Origin of the sequence: Mycobacterium sp. NPDC049093 (genome assembly GCF_040704635.1) — a bacterium.
Taxonomy (GTDB): Bacteria; Actinomycetota; Actinomycetes; order Mycobacteriales; family Mycobacteriaceae; genus Mycobacterium.
This window is the reverse complement of the sequence record NZ_JBEZJS010000005.1, coordinates 92817-112513: the sequence shown is the minus strand read 5'-3', so window position 1 is coordinate 112513 and position 19697 is coordinate 92817. Positions and strand designations below refer to the sequence as shown.

14 protein-coding genes are annotated in these 19697 nt (G+C 68.4%); 7 read left to right on the top strand and 7 right to left on the bottom strand.

Annotation, left to right across the window (positions count from 1 at the left end; translation table 11 throughout):
• Window positions 1-13 precede the first annotated feature (13 nt).
• The gene (locus tag AB0876_RS20755) at window positions 14-1309 is read right to left on the bottom strand and encodes a flavin-containing monooxygenase (protein WP_526042835.1); all 1296 of its coding nucleotides are present in this window, start codon (window positions 1307-1309) and stop codon (window positions 14-16) included.
• Between the two features lie 92 nt (window positions 1310-1401).
• Between AB0876_RS20755 and AB0876_RS20750 the strand changes: the two genes are divergently transcribed.
• From AB0876_RS20750 to AB0876_RS20730, 5 genes are read left to right on the top strand one after another with little or no spacing between them, the layout of a single operon-like run.
• Window positions 1402-1803 carry a MerR family transcriptional regulator gene (locus tag AB0876_RS20750; protein WP_526042834.1) on the top strand — a complete coding sequence of 134 codons (402 nt, stop codon included), beginning with the start codon at window positions 1402-1404 and terminating at the stop codon, window positions 1801-1803.
• A gap of 45 nt (window positions 1804-1848) precedes the next feature.
• Window positions 1849-2844 (top strand): HAD family hydrolase, encoded by a 996-nt coding sequence (locus AB0876_RS20745; RefSeq protein ID WP_526042833.1) that lies wholly within the window; start codon window positions 1849-1851, stop codon window positions 2842-2844.
• Window positions 2841-3335, top strand: a complete 495-nt coding sequence (locus AB0876_RS20740) for a PH domain-containing protein (RefSeq protein WP_526042832.1) — start codon at window positions 2841-2843, stop codon at window positions 3333-3335. The genes AB0876_RS20745 and AB0876_RS20740 overlap by 4 nt, the downstream gene beginning before the upstream one ends.
• Window positions 3332-4810 (top strand): PH domain-containing protein, encoded by a 1479-nt coding sequence (locus AB0876_RS20735; RefSeq protein ID WP_526042831.1) that lies wholly within the window; start codon window positions 3332-3334, stop codon window positions 4808-4810. Before AB0876_RS20740 ends, AB0876_RS20735 begins: the two co-directional genes overlap by 4 nt.
• Window positions 4811-4835: 25 nt before the next feature.
• Entirely contained in the window at window positions 4836-5651 is an 816-nt protein-coding gene (locus AB0876_RS20730) for an HAD-IIA family hydrolase (RefSeq protein ID WP_491840335.1), read from the top strand.
• 139 nt (window positions 5652-5790) lie between these two features.
• On the opposite strand, the gene AB0876_RS20725 is transcribed toward AB0876_RS20730, so the two are convergent.
• The 5 genes from AB0876_RS20725 to AB0876_RS20705 form a co-directional block, all read right to left on the bottom strand.
• Window positions 5791-8040, bottom strand: coding sequence for a DUF1214 domain-containing protein (locus AB0876_RS20725; protein ID WP_491840336.1), 2250 nt, complete (start codon window positions 8038-8040; stop codon window positions 5791-5793).
• A gap of 128 nt (window positions 8041-8168) precedes the next feature.
• Window positions 8169-9875 carry a DEAD/DEAH box helicase gene (locus tag AB0876_RS20720; protein ID WP_491840337.1) on the bottom strand — a complete coding sequence of 569 codons (1707 nt, stop codon included), beginning with the start codon at window positions 9873-9875 and terminating at the stop codon, window positions 8169-8171.
• A gap of 178 nt (window positions 9876-10053) precedes the next feature.
• Window positions 10054-10956: a hypothetical protein gene (locus tag AB0876_RS20715; RefSeq protein WP_491840338.1), complete on the bottom strand. Its 903-nt coding sequence runs from the start codon at window positions 10954-10956 to the stop codon at window positions 10054-10056.
• Between the two features lie 2 nt (window positions 10957-10958).
• A complete protein-coding gene (locus AB0876_RS20710; protein ID WP_526042830.1) occupies window positions 10959-11465 on the bottom strand; it encodes a cupin domain-containing protein in 507 nt (168 codons plus the stop codon).
• Window positions 11466-11577: 112 nt separating this feature from the next.
• Window positions 11578-12501: an SDR family NAD(P)-dependent oxidoreductase gene (locus AB0876_RS20705; protein WP_491840340.1), complete on the bottom strand. Its 924-nt coding sequence runs from the start codon at window positions 12499-12501 to the stop codon at window positions 11578-11580.
• A 115-nt stretch (window positions 12502-12616) separates the two neighbouring features.
• Between AB0876_RS20705 and AB0876_RS20700 the strand changes: the two genes are divergently transcribed.
• Window positions 12617-13168 carry a TetR/AcrR family transcriptional regulator gene (locus AB0876_RS20700; RefSeq protein WP_526042829.1) on the top strand — a complete coding sequence of 184 codons (552 nt, stop codon included), beginning with the start codon at window positions 12617-12619 and terminating at the stop codon, window positions 13166-13168.
• Window positions 13165-13974, top strand: a complete 810-nt coding sequence (locus AB0876_RS20695; protein ID WP_491840342.1) for a sulfotransferase family protein — start codon at window positions 13165-13167, stop codon at window positions 13972-13974. Before AB0876_RS20700 ends, AB0876_RS20695 begins: the two co-directional genes overlap by 4 nt.
• A 67-nt stretch (window positions 13975-14041) precedes the next feature.
• On the opposite strand, the gene AB0876_RS20690 is transcribed toward AB0876_RS20695, so the two are convergent.
• The gene (locus AB0876_RS20690; RefSeq protein WP_526042828.1) at window positions 14042-19504 is read right to left on the bottom strand and encodes a beta strand repeat-containing protein; all 5463 of its coding nucleotides are present in this window, start codon (window positions 19502-19504) and stop codon (window positions 14042-14044) included.
• Window positions 19505-19697: the final 193 nt, after the last annotated feature.

Genomic DNA, 19697 nt, shown 5'->3' with positions numbered 1-19697 from the left:
GTGCCCTTGCTCCTCACACTGTCGCGATCACGGAGGCCGAGGACCTCGACCGCATCACGTGATCGACATGGATCTGGCTTGCGATGAAACGGCTGTTGTCCGGGACGGCGGCCAAGCCTGTCCGGGCCAGCGAGCTACCGTCGGGCAGCCCCGCGTAGTACAGGCCGGGTAGGGCGCCCAGGATGCCGCCCTGCTGGAGTGGTGCCCCGTTCTCGTCGAGCGCATGAGCGGGCAGGATCCGGTAGTCAGGGCGGAACCCGGTGCACCACAAGATGGTTGAGATGTCGTGGTGAGCCAGGTCGAGCCGGGTCTCGAAACCCTCGATCGCATCGAGATTCACGGCGGGTGTGATTGCGGCCTCGGGGGCGACGAAGCCGCGGTCACGTAGCCCGGCGTCGATCTTGTTGATCACCGCTCGGAATGTGAGCGCGGATTCCTCAGCGATGTCGATGACGTTGTCCTCCAGCATCAGCTCGCTTCCACGTGCCCCGCGCGCCGAACCGACCAGCACGACACCCTTTTCGGCCAGGGTGCCGAGATTGAGTTCGGCGGTGCCGAGCCGGTTGCCGCACACCGGCAATCCGGGGAGTCGCGTGCTGTCGTCGGCGCCTGCGGTGACGAAGTCGTCGTACAGCGAGAACGCATGCATCCATTCATGGATGGTGCGGCCGCGGTAGTGCCGGGGCCAGGCCCGGTGCCGCCCCACGGACAGGAACACCCGTCGACCGGCGTCGATCAGTTCGTCAGCGATCTGCTGGCCGCTGATGCCCGCGCCGACCACCAGGACCGAGCCGCTCGGAAGCGAGCCGGGATTGCGGTAGTCGGACGAATGGATTTGGTGGATGGCCGAATCGATGTCGCAGGACAGGATGGGCTTGCGCGGTTGGGCGTAGCCGCCGACGGCCGCGACGAGGTTTCGCGATTCCACCGTCTCGCCGTCGTGCAGGCGGGTGCTGAACCGCGCGTCTTCGTTGGAGACACTGAACCGACCCTCGACGGCCTGCACCGGTGTGTGCTCACGGACCGTCAGGTTGCGGTCCTGCACATAGCGCCGCAGATGGCCGGCCACCTGCGGTCCCGAGGGCAGGGCGAACGGGTCGTCGCCGTCGTATTCCCACCCGGGCAGCCGGATCGATCGGTTTCCGCTCCCGACGAGCAGGCTGTCCCACCTTTCGTGCGCCCACCGTTGGCCGACCTCGCCCTTCTCGAACACGATCGCCGCGCGCCCGATGTCCTGGATCGCGCCGGCCACACCGCAGCCTTGCTGACCGGCGCCGATGATGACGGTCTCGACGTATTCGTTGCCCATGGGAGAGCCTTTCTTTCCGCGATCGTTAGTTAGGGTTACCTAACAAGAGCACTTCAACCGGGCTTTAGATCAAGCCATGAATGCGGGGTGACATGAGTGGCGACGACTTCATCGGCATCGGTGCGGCCGCGCGACGGTTCGGTCTGGCCGAATCGGCGCTGCGGTACTGGGAGAAGCGCGGCCTGCTCCTTCCGGGCCAACGCAGGTCCAGCTGGCGGTTGTACGGTCCGGAACAACTCCACCGGATCGGGCTGATCAAGATATGGCGGGAAAGCGGCCTCATGAGTCTGGACGAGATCGAGGCAATTCTCACCGCGGGTAAGGGCGACTGGCGCGACGCCGTGCGCGACCGCCTCGGGGAGATTGAGCGGCAACAGGATCGGCTGGCCAACGCCAAGGAGCACCTCGAGCACCTGCTGACCTGTCCGGATGAGAATCCCGCCCAGGACTGCCCGTACCTGCGGAAGATGACGGCCGAGTATCCGGCTCGGTGAGTCCGGTGCTGGACGGCACCTCGGCGCCATAGCAGTGTGGGAACCATGCGCACTCTGACCGCGGTCCTGCTGACCGTGCTGTTGTGCTTGACCGGCTGTTCGTCGAACGACGATGCCGCAGATCCGTTGTCCGCGTGGAACGACACCTCGGCGAAGAATTCCCTCACCGAGTTCGTCAAGCGGACAACCACGCAGGGCACGCCCGAATTCGTCGCACCGGAAGACCGCATCGCGGTGTTCGACAACGACGGGACGCTGTGGGCAGAAGCGCCGCTGCCGTTCCAGGCGGCGTTCGTCTTCGACGAGCTCAAACGGCGGGCACCGCACGAGCCGGCACTGGCCGCCGACCCGATGGTGCAGGCGGCGCTCAAAGGGGACGTGGCCACCCTGCTCGCGGGTGACCGGCACGAGGGACTGTTGCACGTGCTGGCGCTCACCCATTCCGGGATGACCACCGACGAGTTCAACCACCGGGTGACCGACTGGATGGCAACCGCCCGGCATCCTCGATTCGACAAGCCCTACGACCAGCTCACCTACGAACCGCAACAGCAGTTGTTGTCCTACCTGCGCGCCAACGGGTTCCGTACCTTCATCGTCTCCGGCGGCGGTGCGGATTTCATGCGCGTGTTCTCGCAGCGGGTGTACGGCATCCCACCCGAGCAGGTGGTGGGTTCCACCGGCACCACCAGATACGAGCTGCGCGATGGCAAGCCGGTACTCGTCAAGACCCTCGACTACGTCTTCGTCGACGACAAGGCCGGCAAGCCGTCGGGCATTCACGAGTTCGTCGGGCGCAGGCCGATTCTGGCTGTCGGCAACAGCGATGGTGACCAGGCCATGCTGGAATACACCACGATCGACAACCCGCGGCCCAGCCTCGGCGTCCTGATCCACCACACCGATGCCGAGCGCGAGTACGCCTACGACGCCGATCCGCCGTCCTCCGGGAAACTGGTCACCGCACTGCAGCAGGCCGGGCCGAACGGCTGGACCGTCGTCGACATGAAGAACGACTGGAAGACGGTGTTCACCCAGTGAATCTGATCGATCCCGCCCAGCGGCCCAGCCGCAAGGCGCCGCTGGTGTGGGCATTGGGCGCGGCCATCCCCTGGGTGGTTCTGACACTGGCGCAGTTGATCTGGTTCGCGATCGACCAGCGGATGCTGTGGCTGCACGGCGCCGCCGCGGTCGTCACGGTCCTGGGCGCGGCGCTCTTCATCGTGGTGGTCCCGATGTGGCGTTACCGGGTGCACCGGTGGGACATCAACGTCGGGTCCGGGACCCCTGCGGTGTACACCCGCACCGGGTGGCTGGTCCAGGAGCGGCGGATCGCGCCGATCTCCCGGGTGCAGACCGTGGACACCTACCGGGGCCCGCTGGACCGCATGTTCGGCCTGGCCAACGTGACGGTGACGACGGCATCGTCGGCGGGCGCGGTGCGGATCGTGGCGCTCGACGACGACGTGGCCGAGCGGGTGGTGGCGCAGTTGACCGACATCGCGGCGATCGGCGAACAGGACGCCACATGAGCGTGCCGGCCGTCCAGCTCCAGTGGCAGCGGCTGAGCCCGCGCATGCTGCTTGTCCATCCGGTACATGAAGTCCTGCAACAGATTCCGCTGTTGATCGGTGCGGTGGTGCTCGGTTCGGCCACCGGCAACTCTTGGTGGACGATCGCGGCGATCGCCCTGACCATCGCGGTCGGTCTGGCGCGATGGTTCACCACCAGCTACCGCATCGAACCCGACGAGGTGCAACTGCGTACCGGGCTGCTGCACCGCAAGGTGTTGTCGGTGCCACGCAACCGGATCCGGTCGGTATCCACCGAAGCCCGGCTGCTGCACCGGCTGTTCGGACTGACGGTGCTGAGGATCAGCACCGGACGGGAGGCCAAGGGCGACACCGAGTTTGCTCTCGACGCGGTTGAGTCACAGCAGGTGCCGCGGCTGCGCGCGATCCTGCTGGCCGATGCCGTCCCGGCCGCCGATGCACCGGCAGGCCGGGAGCTGGCCCGCTGGCAGCCTTCCTGGTTGCGCTACAGCCCGCTGAGTTTCACCGGGCTGCTGATGATCTCGGGCGCGTACGGGGTGATCGCGCAAACCGGAATGCTTGACAAACTGCAGGATTCGCCACTGGCCCAGTCCGGTATCGCCACCGCTGAGCGGCTGGGCCTGGTCGTCGGCGTGGGCCTCGGTGTACTCGTCATCCTCGTCCTGTCGGTGCTTCTCTCGGTGTTGAGGTCGTTGCTGACCTACGGAAACCTGGTGCTGACCCGCAGGGACATTCCCGGAAAGGGCGGAGCGCTCCACCTGCAGCACGGCCTGCTGCGGCTGCGCGAGCACACCTACGACATGCGGCGGCTGCGCGGCGGCACCCTGCGTGAACCACTGCCGGTGCGGGCCCTGGGCGGCGCCCGCCTCGACGCGGTGATGACCGGTGTCGGTGGGGCGGGGGAGGCGTCGCTCCTGCTGCCGCCCTGCCCGGCCGACACCGCCAGGACCGTGCTGGCGGAGCTGATCGACAACCCCGGCATTGTGGACGCACCACTGGTTGCCCACGGTCCGGCCGCGGTGCGACGGCGATGGACTCGTGCCCTGACGCTGCCGATGGCGGCCGGCGCGGCGATGGCGGTGGTCGGGGTGCCGGTATGGGCGTGGGTGCTCTGGGTGCTGCTCCTGGTGTGCGCCTGCCTGGTGGCCGCGGACCGGGCACGTTCGCTGGGCCACCTGGTGCGCGACGGCTGGCTCGTCGCCCGCACCGGAAGCCTCGAGCGCCGCCGCGACCACCTCGATACCGCCGGGATCATCGGGTGGACGGTGCGGCAGACGTATTTTCAGCGTCGCGCGGGGGTGGCCACGCTGATCGCCGCGACGGCCGCGGGGCAGAAGCGCTACGCCGTGCTCGACATCCCCGCCGAACAAGCCTGGCCGGTCGCGGCGGCCGCCTCGCCCTGGGTGGCCGACAATGGGTGGGCCGTCGGACCGGCAGGCCCCGAGTTGCGCTGAGTTCGCGGACGTTTACTGTCGCTGCATGGCTATCGGTGGAGTGCTGTTCGACATCGATGGTGTGCTCGTGACCTCCTGGCAGCCCATTGACGGCGCGGCGGAAACTTTGCGGATGCTGGCCGGGCGGCAGATCGCCCGGTCCTATCTGACGAACACCACCACCCGTACCCGCGCGCAGATCGCCGACCTGCTGACCGCCGCCGGAATGGACGTCGCGGCCGACGAGGTGATCACCGCGGCCGCCCTGACCGCCGAATACGTCCGCGACCGCTATCCCGGCGCCCGATGTTTCCTGGTCAACAGCGGGCAAATCGGTGAGGACATGCCCGGCGTCGACGTGGTGTATTCGAGCGAGTTCACCGGACCTGCCGCACCCGACACCCCCGACGTGGTGCTGCTCGGCGGCGCCGGGCCGGAGTACAACCACCTCACGCTCAGTTGGGTCTACGACTGGATGGCCCAGGGCGTGCCCGTCGTGGCCATGCACCGCAGCACCGCGTGGAACACCACCGACGGACTGCGGGTCGACACCGGCATGTATCTGGCAGGGATGGAAGAGACCTCGGGCCGCAAGGCCACCGCCGTCGGCAAGCCCGCCCCGGAAGGGTTTCTGGCTGCGGCCAACCGCCTCGGCGTCGACCCCGAGGAGATGTACATGATCGGCGACGACCTGAACAACGACGTGCTGGCCGCCCAGGTGGTGGGCATGGCCGGCGTGCTGGTACGCACCGGCAAGTTCCGCCAGGCCACGTTGGACCGTTGGGCCGCAGACGAATTCGCGATGCAACCCAACCACGTCATCGACTCGGTGGCCGATCTGCCGGAGCTGCTGGGCTTGTAGGCCGCGGTGTTTTGGCTGCGCCGTTTTGGCCGCTCGGGCGGCTCCGGCCGCGCCGTTTTCCACACCAGGGTCGCGATTCTTCGGCGGGACGACCCCTGCGTAGAAATCGGCGCGCAGGGGCCCGAGGGGAAGCGCCCTCCTACACCGTGTAGCGGCGGTCGTACCCGGCCTGGCGGTCGGCGATCTGCTGCGCGCGGTCGTAGTCGAGCTGGTCCGGGTTGTAGTTGGGATCGTTCGGGTCGTTCACGATGTCCGGGACTTCCGACGCCTTCACCACTCGCGTCGTCACCTTCGGCATGTTCGTGGCATCCGGGTCCACACCCTGGAAACGCATCGAGATGGTGCCCTGGTTCAGTCCGCCGGTGGACACCCAGTTCGCCACGCCGGGATCGCTTTTCGACACGACGATGGTGTACGTGCCGTCCGCGTTCTTGATGGCCTGGCTGTTGTTCAGGCTGGTCTGCTGGTTGCGGGTGTCGTTGGTGATGGTCCAGTCGTTGGTCACCGGCACCACGAAGTACTCGGCATCACCGGGATCGACGGTGATGACCATCGCCTCGTCGTCCTTGAGCTGGAAGTAGCCGGCGCTCTGCAACTGCGTTGAGAGGAACTGTGCGTTGTGCTGCGGCTGGGACAGCGTGTTGGGCTGGCCGGTGGCGGTCGCCACGGACATGTAGGTGTTCTCGCCGTTGATGCCGGTCACCAGCATCAGCAGGGCGGTCTCGGTGGACGACAGCAGCAGCGGGGCCTTGTCGAACGCCGGGACGATCGACACCAGCGACATCAGTAGCGGGTTCTTCACCACCGCCTCGCCGATGACCGGAATGGCGAATCCGCCGATCTGGCTGAACAAGCTGCTGGGCGGCCCAGCCGTCTTCTCGATGGTCAGCGTCATGGGAGTCTCGGTGTTCCAGTCGCCCAAGGTGTTTCGGGTGGCGAGGATGGTCGAGTTGGCCGGGGCCTGGATGTAGTTCATCCCTTTCTCGGGGTTGGCCGGTGCCCCATCGGGACTCACCACGATGGTGAACGTGCCGTCGTCCCGGATACTCAGTTCCTCGCCGTTGAGATTGGCGGCGGTGACCCCGTTGATTCCGGTGAGCACACTGAAATTGGTGTTCGCAGAAGTAGGGTGGGTACTCGGGTCGGCCGGGTCATACCCCGCGACCTTGCCCTCGATCATGTAGGTCGAGGCGCCGTTGATACCCGTGAAGCGGTAGACGGTATCGGGGTTGTCGTACCAGATCCGGGTGCCGCCGGCGTCCTGCCCGTTCCAGCTGTGCGGCGGGTTGACCTGCAGCAGCAGCTTCGGATCGTTGGAATTCAGCAGCAGGAACTCTGTCGCCGACTGGTTGGCGAACTCGGTGGCGGCCGCGTTGAGCTGCGAGAAATTGGTGAAGTCGGGGCCGCCGACGGTCGCGAAGTTCTTGGCCGCCTCGACGTACCAGGCCGCCATCAGGACCACCTTGGCCAGCTGAACGATTGGCGTATTGACGATCTGGCCGACCTGCTGTTCGGCTGCGAGCTGGTCCTCGGTGGCCAATATGCTCGTCGCCTGCGTGGTCACCTGGGAGGTCACCTCCGGAGTCACCTGCGAGGTCGCTTCGGGTGTGGTGACGCGCCCGATGGGGACGAGGCCCTGGGTGCCGTCGCGGCGCGACCAGCCCAGCAGCGCCGCCAACCCGAGGTCCTGCAGCGGGCTCACCGGCGTCTCCGGGAGACGCGGTTTGAGCCGCTCCGTGGCCGCCGCCACGATCTCCGGTATGGACTGCGCCGCAGGAGCCTGCGTGCGTGCTGACACCGGAATCAGGCGATCTACAACATCTTTCGCCACCGTCTTGGTGACGACCGTCAGTGTTTCCAGCGGCGCGGCAGCCTCGGCCGCGGCGGCCTGCGGCCGGTTGTCCAGTGCGGCCGACAGCTTACGGGGCGTGTCGGTGGCCTTGGTGAATGCCCGCGACACCGACTGTCGCACATTGTCGGCCGCGTTCTCGACGGCGTCGGCCGCCGTGGACTTTGTGGTGGCTCTGCTGGACTTACGGTCCTTGCCCTCCGTCTTGCGGTCGGTCGATGCTGCCGACGAACGACGCTCGCCGATCTTCGAACTACCGAGAGCGGACTCCACCTTGGCGGCTGCGTCGCTGACCCGTTTCGCCAGCTTCTGCGGGTCGGAGAAGGACGGTTTGCGGGGGCCTTTCTTCGGCGCCGAGCTGTCCGTCTTGGTGCTGCCGGTCGCCTTTGAATGTGTTCCCGACGAGTCCGAACCACCGGTTTCGGCGGACGCGATCGCGGTGCCGTTGGCCATCGCCACGCCTATTCCCAGTGCGACCGCGAGCGTGCCCACTCGCCCGATGAAGCGGGCCCCTCCAGTGGTAGCGGATGTCGTCGGCATAGCCTCTCCCCCAACTGTTCTGGCTGCAACAGAACGCAATTGGCCGACTGTAACAAGTTCCAGTTGAGTCTCGGGGGAGTTTGAGGGACTCAGATTTTATTGCGATCGAACGCCGCGTCCGGCCTGTGTCAGGCCTTCAGCGTGCGCACGGCCTCGATGCGGGCCTTGAGATGATCGGTGGTCGCGGCGGCCACCGGCGGACCGCCGCAGATGCGGCGCAGCTCGTTGTGGATCCAACCGTGCGGCTTGCCGGTGCGGTGATGCGCGATGGTCACCAACGCGTTGAGTTCACGACGCAACTCGCGCAACTGGCCGTGCGTGGTGCGCGACGGCGGCGGACCACCCGACACCGCGGCCTCGGCCGTGCGTTTGGTGAGTTGCTCATCCTGCCTGCGCCGCAACAGGTCCCGCATCTGCTCGGCATCGAGCAGGCCGGGGATGCCCAGATAGTCGGCCTCCTCGTCGCTGCCGGCCGGCGTCGCGGTGCCGAAGGAGGAGCCGTCGAAGATGACCTGATCCAGCTCGGCGTCGGCGCCCAGCGACTCGAAGCCGTTCTCGAGCTCGCCCTTCTCGTCCTTGCGCTTCTCGGCAGCTTCGAGCGCCTCGTCATCCAGCCCGTCGGATTCGCGGTGCGGCTTGCCCAGGACGTGGTTGCGCTGGGCCTCCATCTCGCTGGCCAGCAGCAGCAGGTTGGGCACCGACGGTAGGAAGATGCTCGCGGTCTCACCGGGGCGGCGCGAGCGCACGAACCGGCCGATGGCCTGTGCAAAGAACAACGGAGTCGAGGCGCTCGTGGCGTACACGCCGACCGACAACCGCGGCACGTCGACGCCCTCGGACACCATGCGGACCGCGACCAGCCATCGGCTGGTGCTCGCCGAGTACTGACTGATCCGGTCGGACGCGCTCGGGTCGTCGGAGAGCACCACGGTGGGCACCTCGCCGGTGATCTTCGTGAGCAGATCGGCGTAGGCACGGGCGGTGGTCTGGTTGGTGGCGATGATCATGCCGCCGGCATCGGGCACATGCTGACGCTTCTGCTGCAACCGTTTGTCGGCGGCGGCGATGACCGCGGGCATCCACTCGCCCGTCGGGTTCAGCGCGGTGCGCCAGGCCCGCGCGGTGTGCTCGGCGGTCAACGGCTCGCCCAGGCGCGCCGCGTGCTCCTCGCCGGCACTGTCACGCCAGCGGGCCTCACCCGAGTAGGCCAGGAACACCACGGGCCGGACCACACCGTCGGCCAGCGCGTCGGAATAGCCGTACACGTGGTCGGCCTGCGAGCGCTGGAACCCGGCCTCGTCGGGCTCGTAGTTGACGAACGGGATCGGGCTGTCGTCACTGCGGAACGGGGTACCGGTCAGGGAGAGGCGCCGCGTCGCGTCGTCGAAGGCCTCGCGCATCGCGTCGCCCCAACTCTTCGCGTCGCCGCCGTGGTGGATCTCGTCGAAGATGACGAGTGTCCGACGGTTCTCGGTGCGCACCCGGTGCCGGGTGGGGTGGCTGGCCACCTGGGCATAGGTGACGACGACGCCGTGGTACTCGGCCGAGGTCTGCGAGTCGGAGTTGCTGAACCGCGGATCCAGTGCGATGCCGTTGCGTGCCGCCGACTCGGCCCACTGGATCTTGAGGTGTTCGGTGGGCACCACCACGGTGATCGCGTCGACCGTGCGGTCGTTGAGCAGTTCGGCCGCGATCCGCAGCGCAAACGTCGTCTTCCCTGCGCCAGGGGTGGCGACCGCGAGGTAGTCCCGCGGTTTTGCCGTCAGATATTTCACCAGCGCTTTGCGCTGCCAGCCCCGAAGTGCCTGGGTGCTGGGCGCTGCATCAGCCCGCACCCTAGGACTCCTCTCCGTCGGAATGCAGTCTAGGCCAGCGCGTTACGTCGGCGCATATCTGCAGGAGCTCGCCGGGCGTGTCGCTCGCCGAGCTGGTTGTCTGCCGCCGGCCCGGCTCGTTCGCTCACCCGTCGCGTGCCGTATTCACTCCGCGCTCCCGCCGCGATGGAGCAAACGCTCAGCATCGTTCGTACTCGCGGGCCAGCTCGGTCTCGAGGACGGACGCCACGTGTGCCTTGTCGTGCCGGAAACAGCCGCCGACGGTGATCTCCACCCATTGGTGGCCGCCTTTGACGATCAGGTCGACGGGTCGGTCGAGCTCGGCCAGAGCGGCTGCGACAGCGTTGGCGATCTCGTCGTCCCGAGGCTTGGTGTTGGGCTTCATGCTGATCGCGAGACTTGAGACCGGACGGTCTGTGGTCGGGTCGGTGCCGAATTCGCCCATCACCAGATGCGGCCCGGCGATCCGGACGATCTCGGTCCAGGCCTGTTGCGTGGCAGCGTCGGGGATCACGCCGTACGAGGTGTAGGTGCTGGTCACCTCGAGCGACCTCGTCTTGGGCACCTGCAGCAGCCACTGCGCATCACCGAGGTCCGGGTGCCGACGCAGCAACTCCTCTGCCGCGCCGGTGTCGACGGGTTGGCGCAGCGTCACGATCGCGGGGTGGTCGGCGCCCATCGCGACGCGTTCGACCACGGGGGAGGACATCACGTCGAACCACTGCGCCACCACATCGGTGCCCGTGCCGGACAGCGGACGCAGCGTCACGCTGCCCTTGTCGTTGCCGATCTCCAGCACGGTGTAGTAAGTGTCGAACTCGACGCCGTGCGCGGCCGACACGAACGTGGGGACCACATCCTGGGCCTGTTCGGTGGTGGCTGCGGGGGTCAGCCCGACGTCGAGGTTGAAGAACTCGCCGTTGGTGAAGTCGTTCTTGTAGTCGACCTCGACGGTGTCGATGCCGGGTAGCTCGCGGATCTTTGCGCCGACCGACTGGGCTTCACTGCCTCGATCGTCCACGCATCCAGCGAGCACCGTGGACGCCAGCGCGGCGCAGGCGAGAGCCAGCCAGCGGTTCACGGTCAGAGGAAGTAGTTGTCGTTGTTGACGAACCACTCGGCGCGTTCCTCGTCGGTGAGGTCGGCCAACTGAGCGAACCCTTCGAAATAGGCCTCCCGCGGGGCGCCGGGAGCAAACAACATCAACAGGGACGTCGGCGCGTCGGCCTCATTGCGGAAGCCGTGGATTCCGCCCGGCGGGACATACAGGAAATCGCCCTGGTTGCCGTCGCGCCAGTCGTTCCCGTCGAACAGCTTTACGGTGCCGGACAGGACGAAGAAGGCCTCCGACATGGCCCGGTGAAAATGCGGGCCGGGGCCGCCGCCCTGCGGGCTGATGTCGACGCGGTACAGCCCATAGTCGCCGTTGGTCTGCTGTTGGTTGGCCAGATAGTGGTACTTGACGAGGCCCAATGAGTCGTAGTCGGGCGGCTCGTCGCCGCGCTTCAGCCAGGCGCTGACTTCGGGCTCGTCCTTCGTGTAACGAGCCGGGGGATAGAGCGGCACATTCCTGGGATCCCAGAACGACACGAGCGCCAGCCTAGACGCGGTGTGGTCGTTTGCGTCGAGATCGACACCAGGGTTGTTCGAAGCGTGCCGGAACTGCCCTGGTGTCGAAATCGGCGAAGAGAATGACGGGCCTTCAGGCGCGCGCGTCCTGCAACACCGGGAAGGTGACGCCCGTCAGCTCTTCGGACACCGCCCACAGGCGGCGCTGCAGCTCGAGGTCGTAGGAACGCTCGTTGGAGGTCACCAGCTTCGGGTAACCCTTCTGCTCGCCGAGCCCGTCGGGGCCGTAGTACTGCCCGCCGAGGGCGGCCGGATCCGTCGCCGCGCGCAGCGTCGGCAGTGCGCCCATCGCGGCCTCCTGGAAGAGCGGACGCAGCAGCGGGACGGCGCGCTGCACCGGGCCGGGTAGATGGCGCGCCAGTTCGGTGTCGGATCCGCCGGGGTGCGCGGCGAGAGCCGTGGTGTGCTGCCCGATCAGGCGGCGCTGCAGTTCATAGGTGAACAGCAGATTGGCGAGCTTGGACTGGCCGTAGGCCTGGAGACGGTTGTAGCTGCGTTCCCACTGCAGATCCTCGAACCGGATGCCGCGCGAGAAGCGGTGGCCGATGCTGCTGACCGTCACGATCCGTGAGCCGACAACCGGCAGAAGGCGGTCGAGCAGGAGGCCGGTCAGGGCGAAGTGTCCGAGATGGTTGGTGCCGAACTGCAGTTCGAAGCCGTCGGCGGTGGTCTCCTTGGGCGGCGTCATCACGCCGGCGTTGTTGATCAGCAGGTCGATGCGTTCGTGCTTGGTTCTGATCTCGTCGGCGGCTTCGTGCACCGAGGCCAGCGATCCCAGGTCGAGGCGCTGCAGCTCCAGGTCGGCGTCGGGCACCGACCGCGAGATCCACTCGGCGGCGGCCTCGCCCTTGGTCACGTTGCGTACAGCCAGGACGACGTGTGCGCCCCTGGCGGCCAGCGCCTTGGCGGTTTCGAGCCCGAGGCCGGTATTGGCGCCGGTCACGACTGCCGTGCGGCCCGATTGGTCCGGAATCTTGGCGGTGGTCCACTTGGTCATGAGAGACTCCTAGAGGGCTAAACGGAGTGAGTACTCCGGTTGCGTTCGAATATACGGAACGTACGCCCCGCTTTGTCAATGGTTCGACGCTGGCAGGTTTGTGAGGTGATGGCGAATGCGTGCGGATGCGGCGCGCAACCGCGCCCGGGTACTGGAGGTCGCCTACGAGACTTTCGCGGCCGACGGACTGGCCGTGCCCATCGACGAGATCGCCCGCCGGGCCGGGGTGGGTGCGGGCACCGTCTATCGCCACTTCCCGACGAAAGAGGCGCTGTTCCAGGCCGTGATCGCCGAACGGATCCGCGGCGTCGTCGAGGAGGGGCGGACCTTGCTCGCCGAGGCCGACCCGGCCGACGCCTTGTTCGCATTCCTGCGGTCGATGGTGCTGCAGTGGGGTGCGGCGGACCGCGGACTGGTCGACGCTCTCGCCGGATCGGGCATCGACGTCAACACTGTGGTGCCCGAGGCCGAAGGCGAGTACCTGTCGGTCCTCGGCGACCTGCTGGCCGCGGCGCAGCGCGCGGGCACGGCGCGAGGCGACGTGACGGTCGCGGACGTGAAGGCACTCCTGGTCGGCTGCCAGGCGATGCAGAGTTACAACGCCGACGTGGCCGAGCGGGTCACGTCGGTGGTGTTCGACGGATTGCGGGCGGAAGGACAACGGTGACGGCGCTTCATTTCATCTCGGGTCTACCGCGATCGGGGTCAACATTGCTGGCCGCGCTGCTGCGACAGAATCCGCGCTTTCAGGCCGGGATGTCGGGTCCATTGGCCGGGCTGTTCGACGCGCTGGTCGCCCAGATGAGCGCCCGCAACGAGTTCTCGGTGTTCCTCGACGACGCCAAGCGGGAGCGCATCCTGCGCGGGTTGTTCGACAGCTACTACTCCGACTGCGCCGCCCAGGTCGTCTTCGACACCAACCGTGGCTGGTGCGCGCGGATGCCCGCGATCGCGCAGCTGTTCCCGGAGGCGAAAGTCATTGCCTGCGTTCGTGAATTGCCCTGGGTGATCGACAGCATCGAGCGCCTCGTCCAGCGCAACGTCTTCAGTCCGTCGTCGATCTTCAACTACAGCACCGGCGGCACGGTCTACACCAGGGCCAACGACGTCGCTTCGCAGGACGGCATGGTCGGCGGTCCCTACGACGCCCTCAAACAGGCGTGTTACGGCGCTCAACGCGACCGATTGCTGGTGGTGCAGTACGACACCTTGACCGCCGAGCCGGCCAAGGTCATGCACACCATCTACGAATTCATCGGGGAGCCGGTCTTCGAGCACGACTTCGGCCATATCGATTACGACGTCAGCGAATTCGACGAACGCGCCGGGACGCCCGGGCTGCACACCGTGCGTGGCCAGGTGAAAGCCGAACCACGCGACACCATCCTGCCGCCGGATCTGTTCAATCGCTTTGTCCACGACGCATTCTGGCGAGACCCGGGCAAGATTCCAGGCGATCTGCGCGTCGTATAGGTGCCGACAGGCAGAGGCCCCGCACACCAGGGGAGGGTGTGCGGGGCCTCTGCTTTCGTGCTGGTGACTACGGGCTGTCCGTTCCGGCGGTCGTGGTGACCGTCTTGCCGGTGACGGGGCTTCCTGGAGTGGCCGTAGCCGGGACGCCCGCGAACGACCCCGACTGCGTCAAGTTGGTGCCGTTGCCACCGGTGAACCCGACGCCGGTGCCATCACCACCGCCGCCGGTCGTGACCGTGTTGTTGGCGTAGGTGGCACCGTTGATATCAGTGAAGCTGTAGGCGCCGATCTGGAAGTAGCCGCCCTTGCCGCCCGTGCCGCCGTTGTTCCCGTCGCCGCCGCTCCCGCTGGTTGCGGTGACACCGGTGACTGTGGCGTTCGGCCCCAGCGCGCTGATCGACGAGATGCCTGAATCTCCACCGCCGGTACCGCCGTTGGTGGCGTTACCGCCCTTGCCGCCGGTGATGCTGATGGTGCCGTCGACCTTGGCATTCTGGCCGGCGGCATTGATGGCCACCCGGCTTCCGTTGCCGCCCTTGGAACCCGTTGTGCCGCTGGCGGACCCACCGTCGCCGCCCACCGCGGTCCCGTGGGCCAGGGAATTGTTCCCGGGCGCGATGGTCAGGTTGCCGCTGGGGCCGGACACGACCAGGTTGTCCCGGCCGGCACTCATGTAACCGAACCCGCCTTCGCCGCCCGTGTTCCCGACACCGTCAGCGTCACCGCCACGCCCACCACGGACCTCGCCGTAGACGGTGCCGCCATTTCGGGCCAAGAATTCCGTCTGACCGGCGCCGGCGCCGTTGGTTCCGCCGGCGCCACCGGTGCCGCCGTTGGTTCCGTTGCCGCCGTTGCCACCGGTGGCGATCGCCGCATGGTCTGCCGTTCCGATGTGACCACCGGTGTCGGCGGTCATCTTGACGTCGCCACCCCTGCCGCCGGTACCACCGAGTGCGTCACCGGTTCCGGCGTTGCCGCCGGTGGCCGTGGCGTTGGTGACGGTGGTGCCGGTGCCTGAAGCGGAGACGGTGACGTTGCCGCCGACTGCACTGTCAGACCCCTTGCCGCCGGTCACGGAGGTATCGGTGACCTTGGCGCCACCGGTGACCGTCACCGACGCAATGCCACCAGTCTTACCGCTGCCCGCATCGCCGCCGGCGACGTGGGTGTTGGTGACTTCACCGTTCACACCACCGGTGACATCGATGCTCGCACCGCCGCCGACGGCCCCGTCGGTGCTGTCGCCCGCAGTAGCGGAGCTGTCGGTGATCTTGCCCAGGCTGGTGTTGAGCGAGGCGTTGTTGCCGTTGGTCCCGGTGATGCCGTCGCCGCCGGTCGCGGTGCTGCCGGTGATGGAGTCGTTCAGGCCCCTGGCCGTGATGGTGCCGCCACCGCCGGCGCCGCCATTGACACCGTTCTGACCAGTGCCACCGTCACCGCCGGTGGCGGTGCCCTCGGCGACGCTGTTGGCGCCGCCGGTGCCGGACGACTGTCCCGCGCTGATGATGGCCTGACCGCCGTTGCCGCCCGCGATGCCGGCACCGATGCCGTTCCCGCCGTCACCGGCGGTGGCGGTGCCGCCGGCCTTGGACGAGTTGCCCTTGGCTACGACCTGAGCGCGCGCTCCGCCGCCGCCGGTACCGCTCGTGGAGCCGTCGCCGCCGGCACCGCCATACGCGGAACCGCTTGCGGTAGAGGCATTTCCGGTAGTAAGCACGGTGGCGAACCCGCCGGCGCCGCCGTGGCCGCCGGTCGTCGCATCGCCACCGGCACCGCCCCGGGCGTACCCGCTGGCCTTGCTGTTGTCGCCGAGGCCGGCGTAGAGCCCGGTCTGAACCCAGCCGCCGCCACCGTTGCCGCCGGTGCTGCCGATGCCGTCGGCGGTTCCGCCGCCACCGCCGATACCCGTGCCGTCGGCCGTGCTGCTGGTCCGCTGCGCGACGACTCCGCCCTGGGCGCCGGCACCGCCGGTGCCGCCATTGCTGCCGTCGCCGCCCGCGCCGCCGGTGCCCGCGCCGCTGGCGGTGCTCCCGGCGGAGGTGGCCGAAACGATGCCCTCACCGCCGGCACCACCGTGCCCGCCAACAGTGCCGTTGCCGCCCTTGCCGCCGGTGGCGGTGGCGGTGGTGACACCGCCACCGTTGCTCGCGGTGACGGTGGCCGCACCACCGTTGCCACCGATACCGCCATTGGCATCACCGATCCCGGCATTACCGCCGGTGGCGTCGGTGTCGGCCACGGTGCTGCCCGTCCCGGTCGCGGTGATGGTGGCGTTCCCGCCGACAGCGGTATCGCTGTTGGTGCCGCCGGTCGCGTGGCTGTCGGAGATGCTGCCGCCGTTGGTGGCGCTCACCGTGGCGTAACCGCCCAGACCGCCGGAATTCCCGTCGGCGCCGGTGGCGCTGCTGTCGGCGATGGTGCCGTTGATCGCCTCGACCATGCCGATGCCGCCCTGCCCGTTGACAGCGTCGCCGCCGACGGCGGTGCTGCCGGTGATGTCCCCGCCGCTGTTGGGATCACTGAGGGTGCCGGCGAAGACATAGGCCTGTCCGCCGAGGGCACCGGTGCTGCCGTTGGTGGTGGCGTTACCGCCGTCGCCGCCGGTCGCGGTGCTGTCCGTGGCCTTGCTGCCGGTGGCATTGGCGACGATGCGGCCCTGACCGCCGGTGCCGCCATGGCCACCGTTGGTGGCCGTACCGCCGTCACCGCCGGTGGCGTTGCCGCTGGCGGCGCTGTCCTTGCCGAAGGCCTGGATGTTGCCGATGGTGCCGTTGCCGCCGACGCTGCCGGTACCGGTGGCGTCACCGCCGTCGCCGCTGCGAGCGGTGCCGCCGGCATACGCACCCTCGGCGAAGGCGCCGACCTGTCCGCTGCTGCCGTTGCCGCCGGTACCACCGGCCAAGCCGTCGCCGCCGTCACCGCCGAACCCGTTGCCCTCGGCCTCCGCGCCGGTGCCGCCCGCGACCACGCTGCCGATGCCGCCCGTGCCGCCATGGCCGCCGCCGGTGGCGTTCCCGCCGTCACCGCCGGTCGCGGTGCCATCAGCTGTGCCGTCGTTTCCGCCGATGCCCGTTCGGACGAAGCCGGCCTGAATGTTGCCGGACCCGCCGTTGCCGCCGAGGCTGCCCGCACCCGTCGCGTCGCCGCCTGCGCCGCCGGTCGCGGTTCCCGACGCGGTGCCGCCGGTGCCGCCCTCGAAACCTGCGGTGATGTTGGCCGCACCGCCCGTGCCGCCCTTGCCGCCGTCGGTGCCGGAGCCGCCGTTGCCACCCCGGGCGTTCGCGTCGGTCACCTTTCCGCCCAGCTTTGCGCCCACGAGTGCTGTACCACCCATGCCGCCGGTGCCGGTACCGGTCGAGTTGCCGCCGTCGCCGCCCCGGGCGGTGCCGACGGCGCTGCTGGTCGCGCCGTCGGCCGAAACGGTGCCGATGCCGCCGGTTCCGCCGTCGCCGCCGGCCGCGGTCACCGAGCCGTTGCCGCCGCGTCCACCCTGTCCACCGGTGGCGGTGCCATCGACGGTTCCCCCATTGGTGGCACTGAGGACGGCGCCACCGCCGCCGCCACCGCCGCCACCGCCATGTCCGGCTCCGGCAGTGGTCGACTGCGCGCCGGATCCGCCGGCGCCACCGGACCCGCCGGTCGCCGTACCGGAGGCGCCACCGGTGATGAGCCCGAATCCCATGCCGCCGGCCCCGCCGTCGCCACCGCTGCCCTGGTTTCCGGTACTGCCCGCCACGCCGCTGTGGCCGAGGAGTCCGAAGAATCCGCCGCCGCCGGCTCCGGCCGCACCGCCGATGCCACCGGTACCACCGCCGGTGCCGCCCGTTCCGCCGGTGCCGCCGCTGAGATGAGCGGCGTCGCCGTTGGCGCCGGCTCCACCGACACCGCCGGTACCGCCGTCACCGCCATCTCCACCGCTGCCGCCACTGGCGAACAGGAACCCGTTGGCGTCACCGCCGTCGCCGCCGTTGCCGCCGTTGCCGCCGCCGACACCGCCGTCCTGGCCGTTGCCATATCCGTTGCCGTAGTCGATATTCCAGTCGCCGGCCGCTCCACTGGCGCCGGTGATGCCGTTGCCGCCGCGACCACCATCGCCGGCGATGCCGAAGAACCAGCCGTTGGCGTCGCCACCGCGGCCGCCGTTCCCCGCGGGCTGGAGGTCAAAGGATGCGCCGCCGTCGCCGCCGTCGCCGCCGATGCCCATGATGCTGCCGCCGTCGCCACCGTCACCGCCGTTCATGCCGGCCCAGCCGTTGCCGCCCTCGCCGCCGTCGCCGAACCAGCCGGCATCGCCGCCGTCGCCGCCGGCCTGACCGGTGGCGACACCGTCGTAACCGTCACCGCCGTCGCCGATCCACGCGCCGCCGTCGCCACCATCGGGGTTCGCCTCGGTCCCGTCGGCTCCGTTGCCGATCAGGTACTGGCCCGATATCTGGTTGATCGTGTTGCCGACGGCAGACCCGAGCGGGCTGGTGATCCACAGCTGCGCCCCGTAGTGCACCGGTTGGTAGATCCACCGGTTGACGATCTCGGTCGGGTCGAGCACGGCGGAATTCAGCGTGGGGGCAACCAATGTGTTGCGCGCAGCAGCCGTGTTGGTATCCACGGTGTACGCCGATTGCCGGCGCGCCCAGGCCATCACGGCCCAGACGCCGGGCATGTCGGCGGGCTCCGTCGGCGCGTTGGGGGTCATGATCGTGCCCAGCGTGACCGCGGACAGCAGCCCGGTGATCGGGCTGATCGGCGCGGGTGCCGGGGCAGGCGTCGGGGCGACGAATGCCTGTGGCGCGGCCGGCGAGGGATCTGCCGATCGAGCGCCGAGCCAACCGGTCGTGACGCCGGAGTCAAGCTGCTTGTCGTTGGGGGTGGGATCCGGCAGGGCGGCCGCCACCCGTTCGGTCAGGTCGCTGACGCGGTGGGAAATCGGGTTGTCCGGCAGCACATTCACCGGGGTGCGCTTCCACTGCTGCTTGGGCTCACTGGCAGTGGTGGGGTCCACGCCGTCGTTCGAGTCGGCCTTCGACTCGGTCGAGTCAGCCTTCGAGGACGCGGGCAACTTCGGCCGCCACAGTGGGCCCCGGGTCTCGTTGTCATCGGTGGCGTTGCCGCGCTTGAGGCCGACGCCGTCGGCGATGTCGTCGACAGCCTTCTTGGCCTCGGCGGCACGGTCATTGAAGGCCTTCGTGGCTTCGGTGGCGCGCTCGCGCAGACGTTCCTGGACCTGCTTGACGGAGGGGTGACCTGGTTTCTTGGCTTTGGAGTTGGTTCCGGTCGTGCCGGTGTTGCCGGCGGTCCCGGTGTTGCCGGTGGCGCCCGAAGGCTTGTCCGCACCGGAGTTGTCGCCACTGCTCGGGCCCTCGGTGTTGACCAGCCTGACATCTGCGGAGACCGACCTCATCGTCGGTGAATCCGGTCCCAACAGAAGCATGACGCCGGCACCTGCCAACGCCACACTTGCCAGTCCTGCCGTCGCGATCGGACCTACCGCGGCCCGCCGGCCACGACTCTGCGCAATGCTGTGTTTCCCCACGATTCTCCCTGGTCTCCCGGTGCCAAAATAACGGCAGCGTCAATAAAGCTGACGACGCTGACTCGAGTCACTTCCGACGACTTTTTCCCCTAGCTGGCGGAGAAACTAACGCACCGGTAATCAAGATCTCAGCTTTTTCTCAGGCGGATTTTCGCGATCGTTGCACACGCAATCAATCGGGCGGCAGTTTTGC

Coding starts and splice junctions, on each gene's coding strand:
- AB0876_RS20705 (WP_491840340.1), bottom strand. CDS start 12,501: ATGACCAAGTGGACCACCGCCAAGATTCCGGACCAATCGGGCCGCACG.
- AB0876_RS20700 (WP_526042829.1), top strand. CDS start 12,617: ATGCGTGCGGATGCGGCGCGCAACCGCGCCCGGGTACTGGAGGTCGCC.
- AB0876_RS20730 (WP_491840335.1), top strand. CDS start 4,836: ATGGCTATCGGTGGAGTGCTGTTCGACATCGATGGTGTGCTCGTGACC.
- AB0876_RS20745 (WP_526042833.1), top strand. CDS start 1,849: ATGCGCACTCTGACCGCGGTCCTGCTGACCGTGCTGTTGTGCTTGACC.
- AB0876_RS20750 (WP_526042834.1), top strand. CDS start 1,402: ATGAGTGGCGACGACTTCATCGGCATCGGTGCGGCCGCGCGACGGTTC.
- AB0876_RS20725 (WP_491840336.1), bottom strand. CDS start 8,040: ATGCCGACGACATCCGCTACCACTGGAGGGGCCCGCTTCATCGGGCGA.
- AB0876_RS20755 (WP_526042835.1), bottom strand. CDS start 1,309: ATGGGCAACGAATACGTCGAGACCGTCATCATCGGCGCCGGTCAGCAA.
- AB0876_RS20735 (WP_526042831.1), top strand. CDS start 3,332: ATGAGCGTGCCGGCCGTCCAGCTCCAGTGGCAGCGGCTGAGCCCGCGC.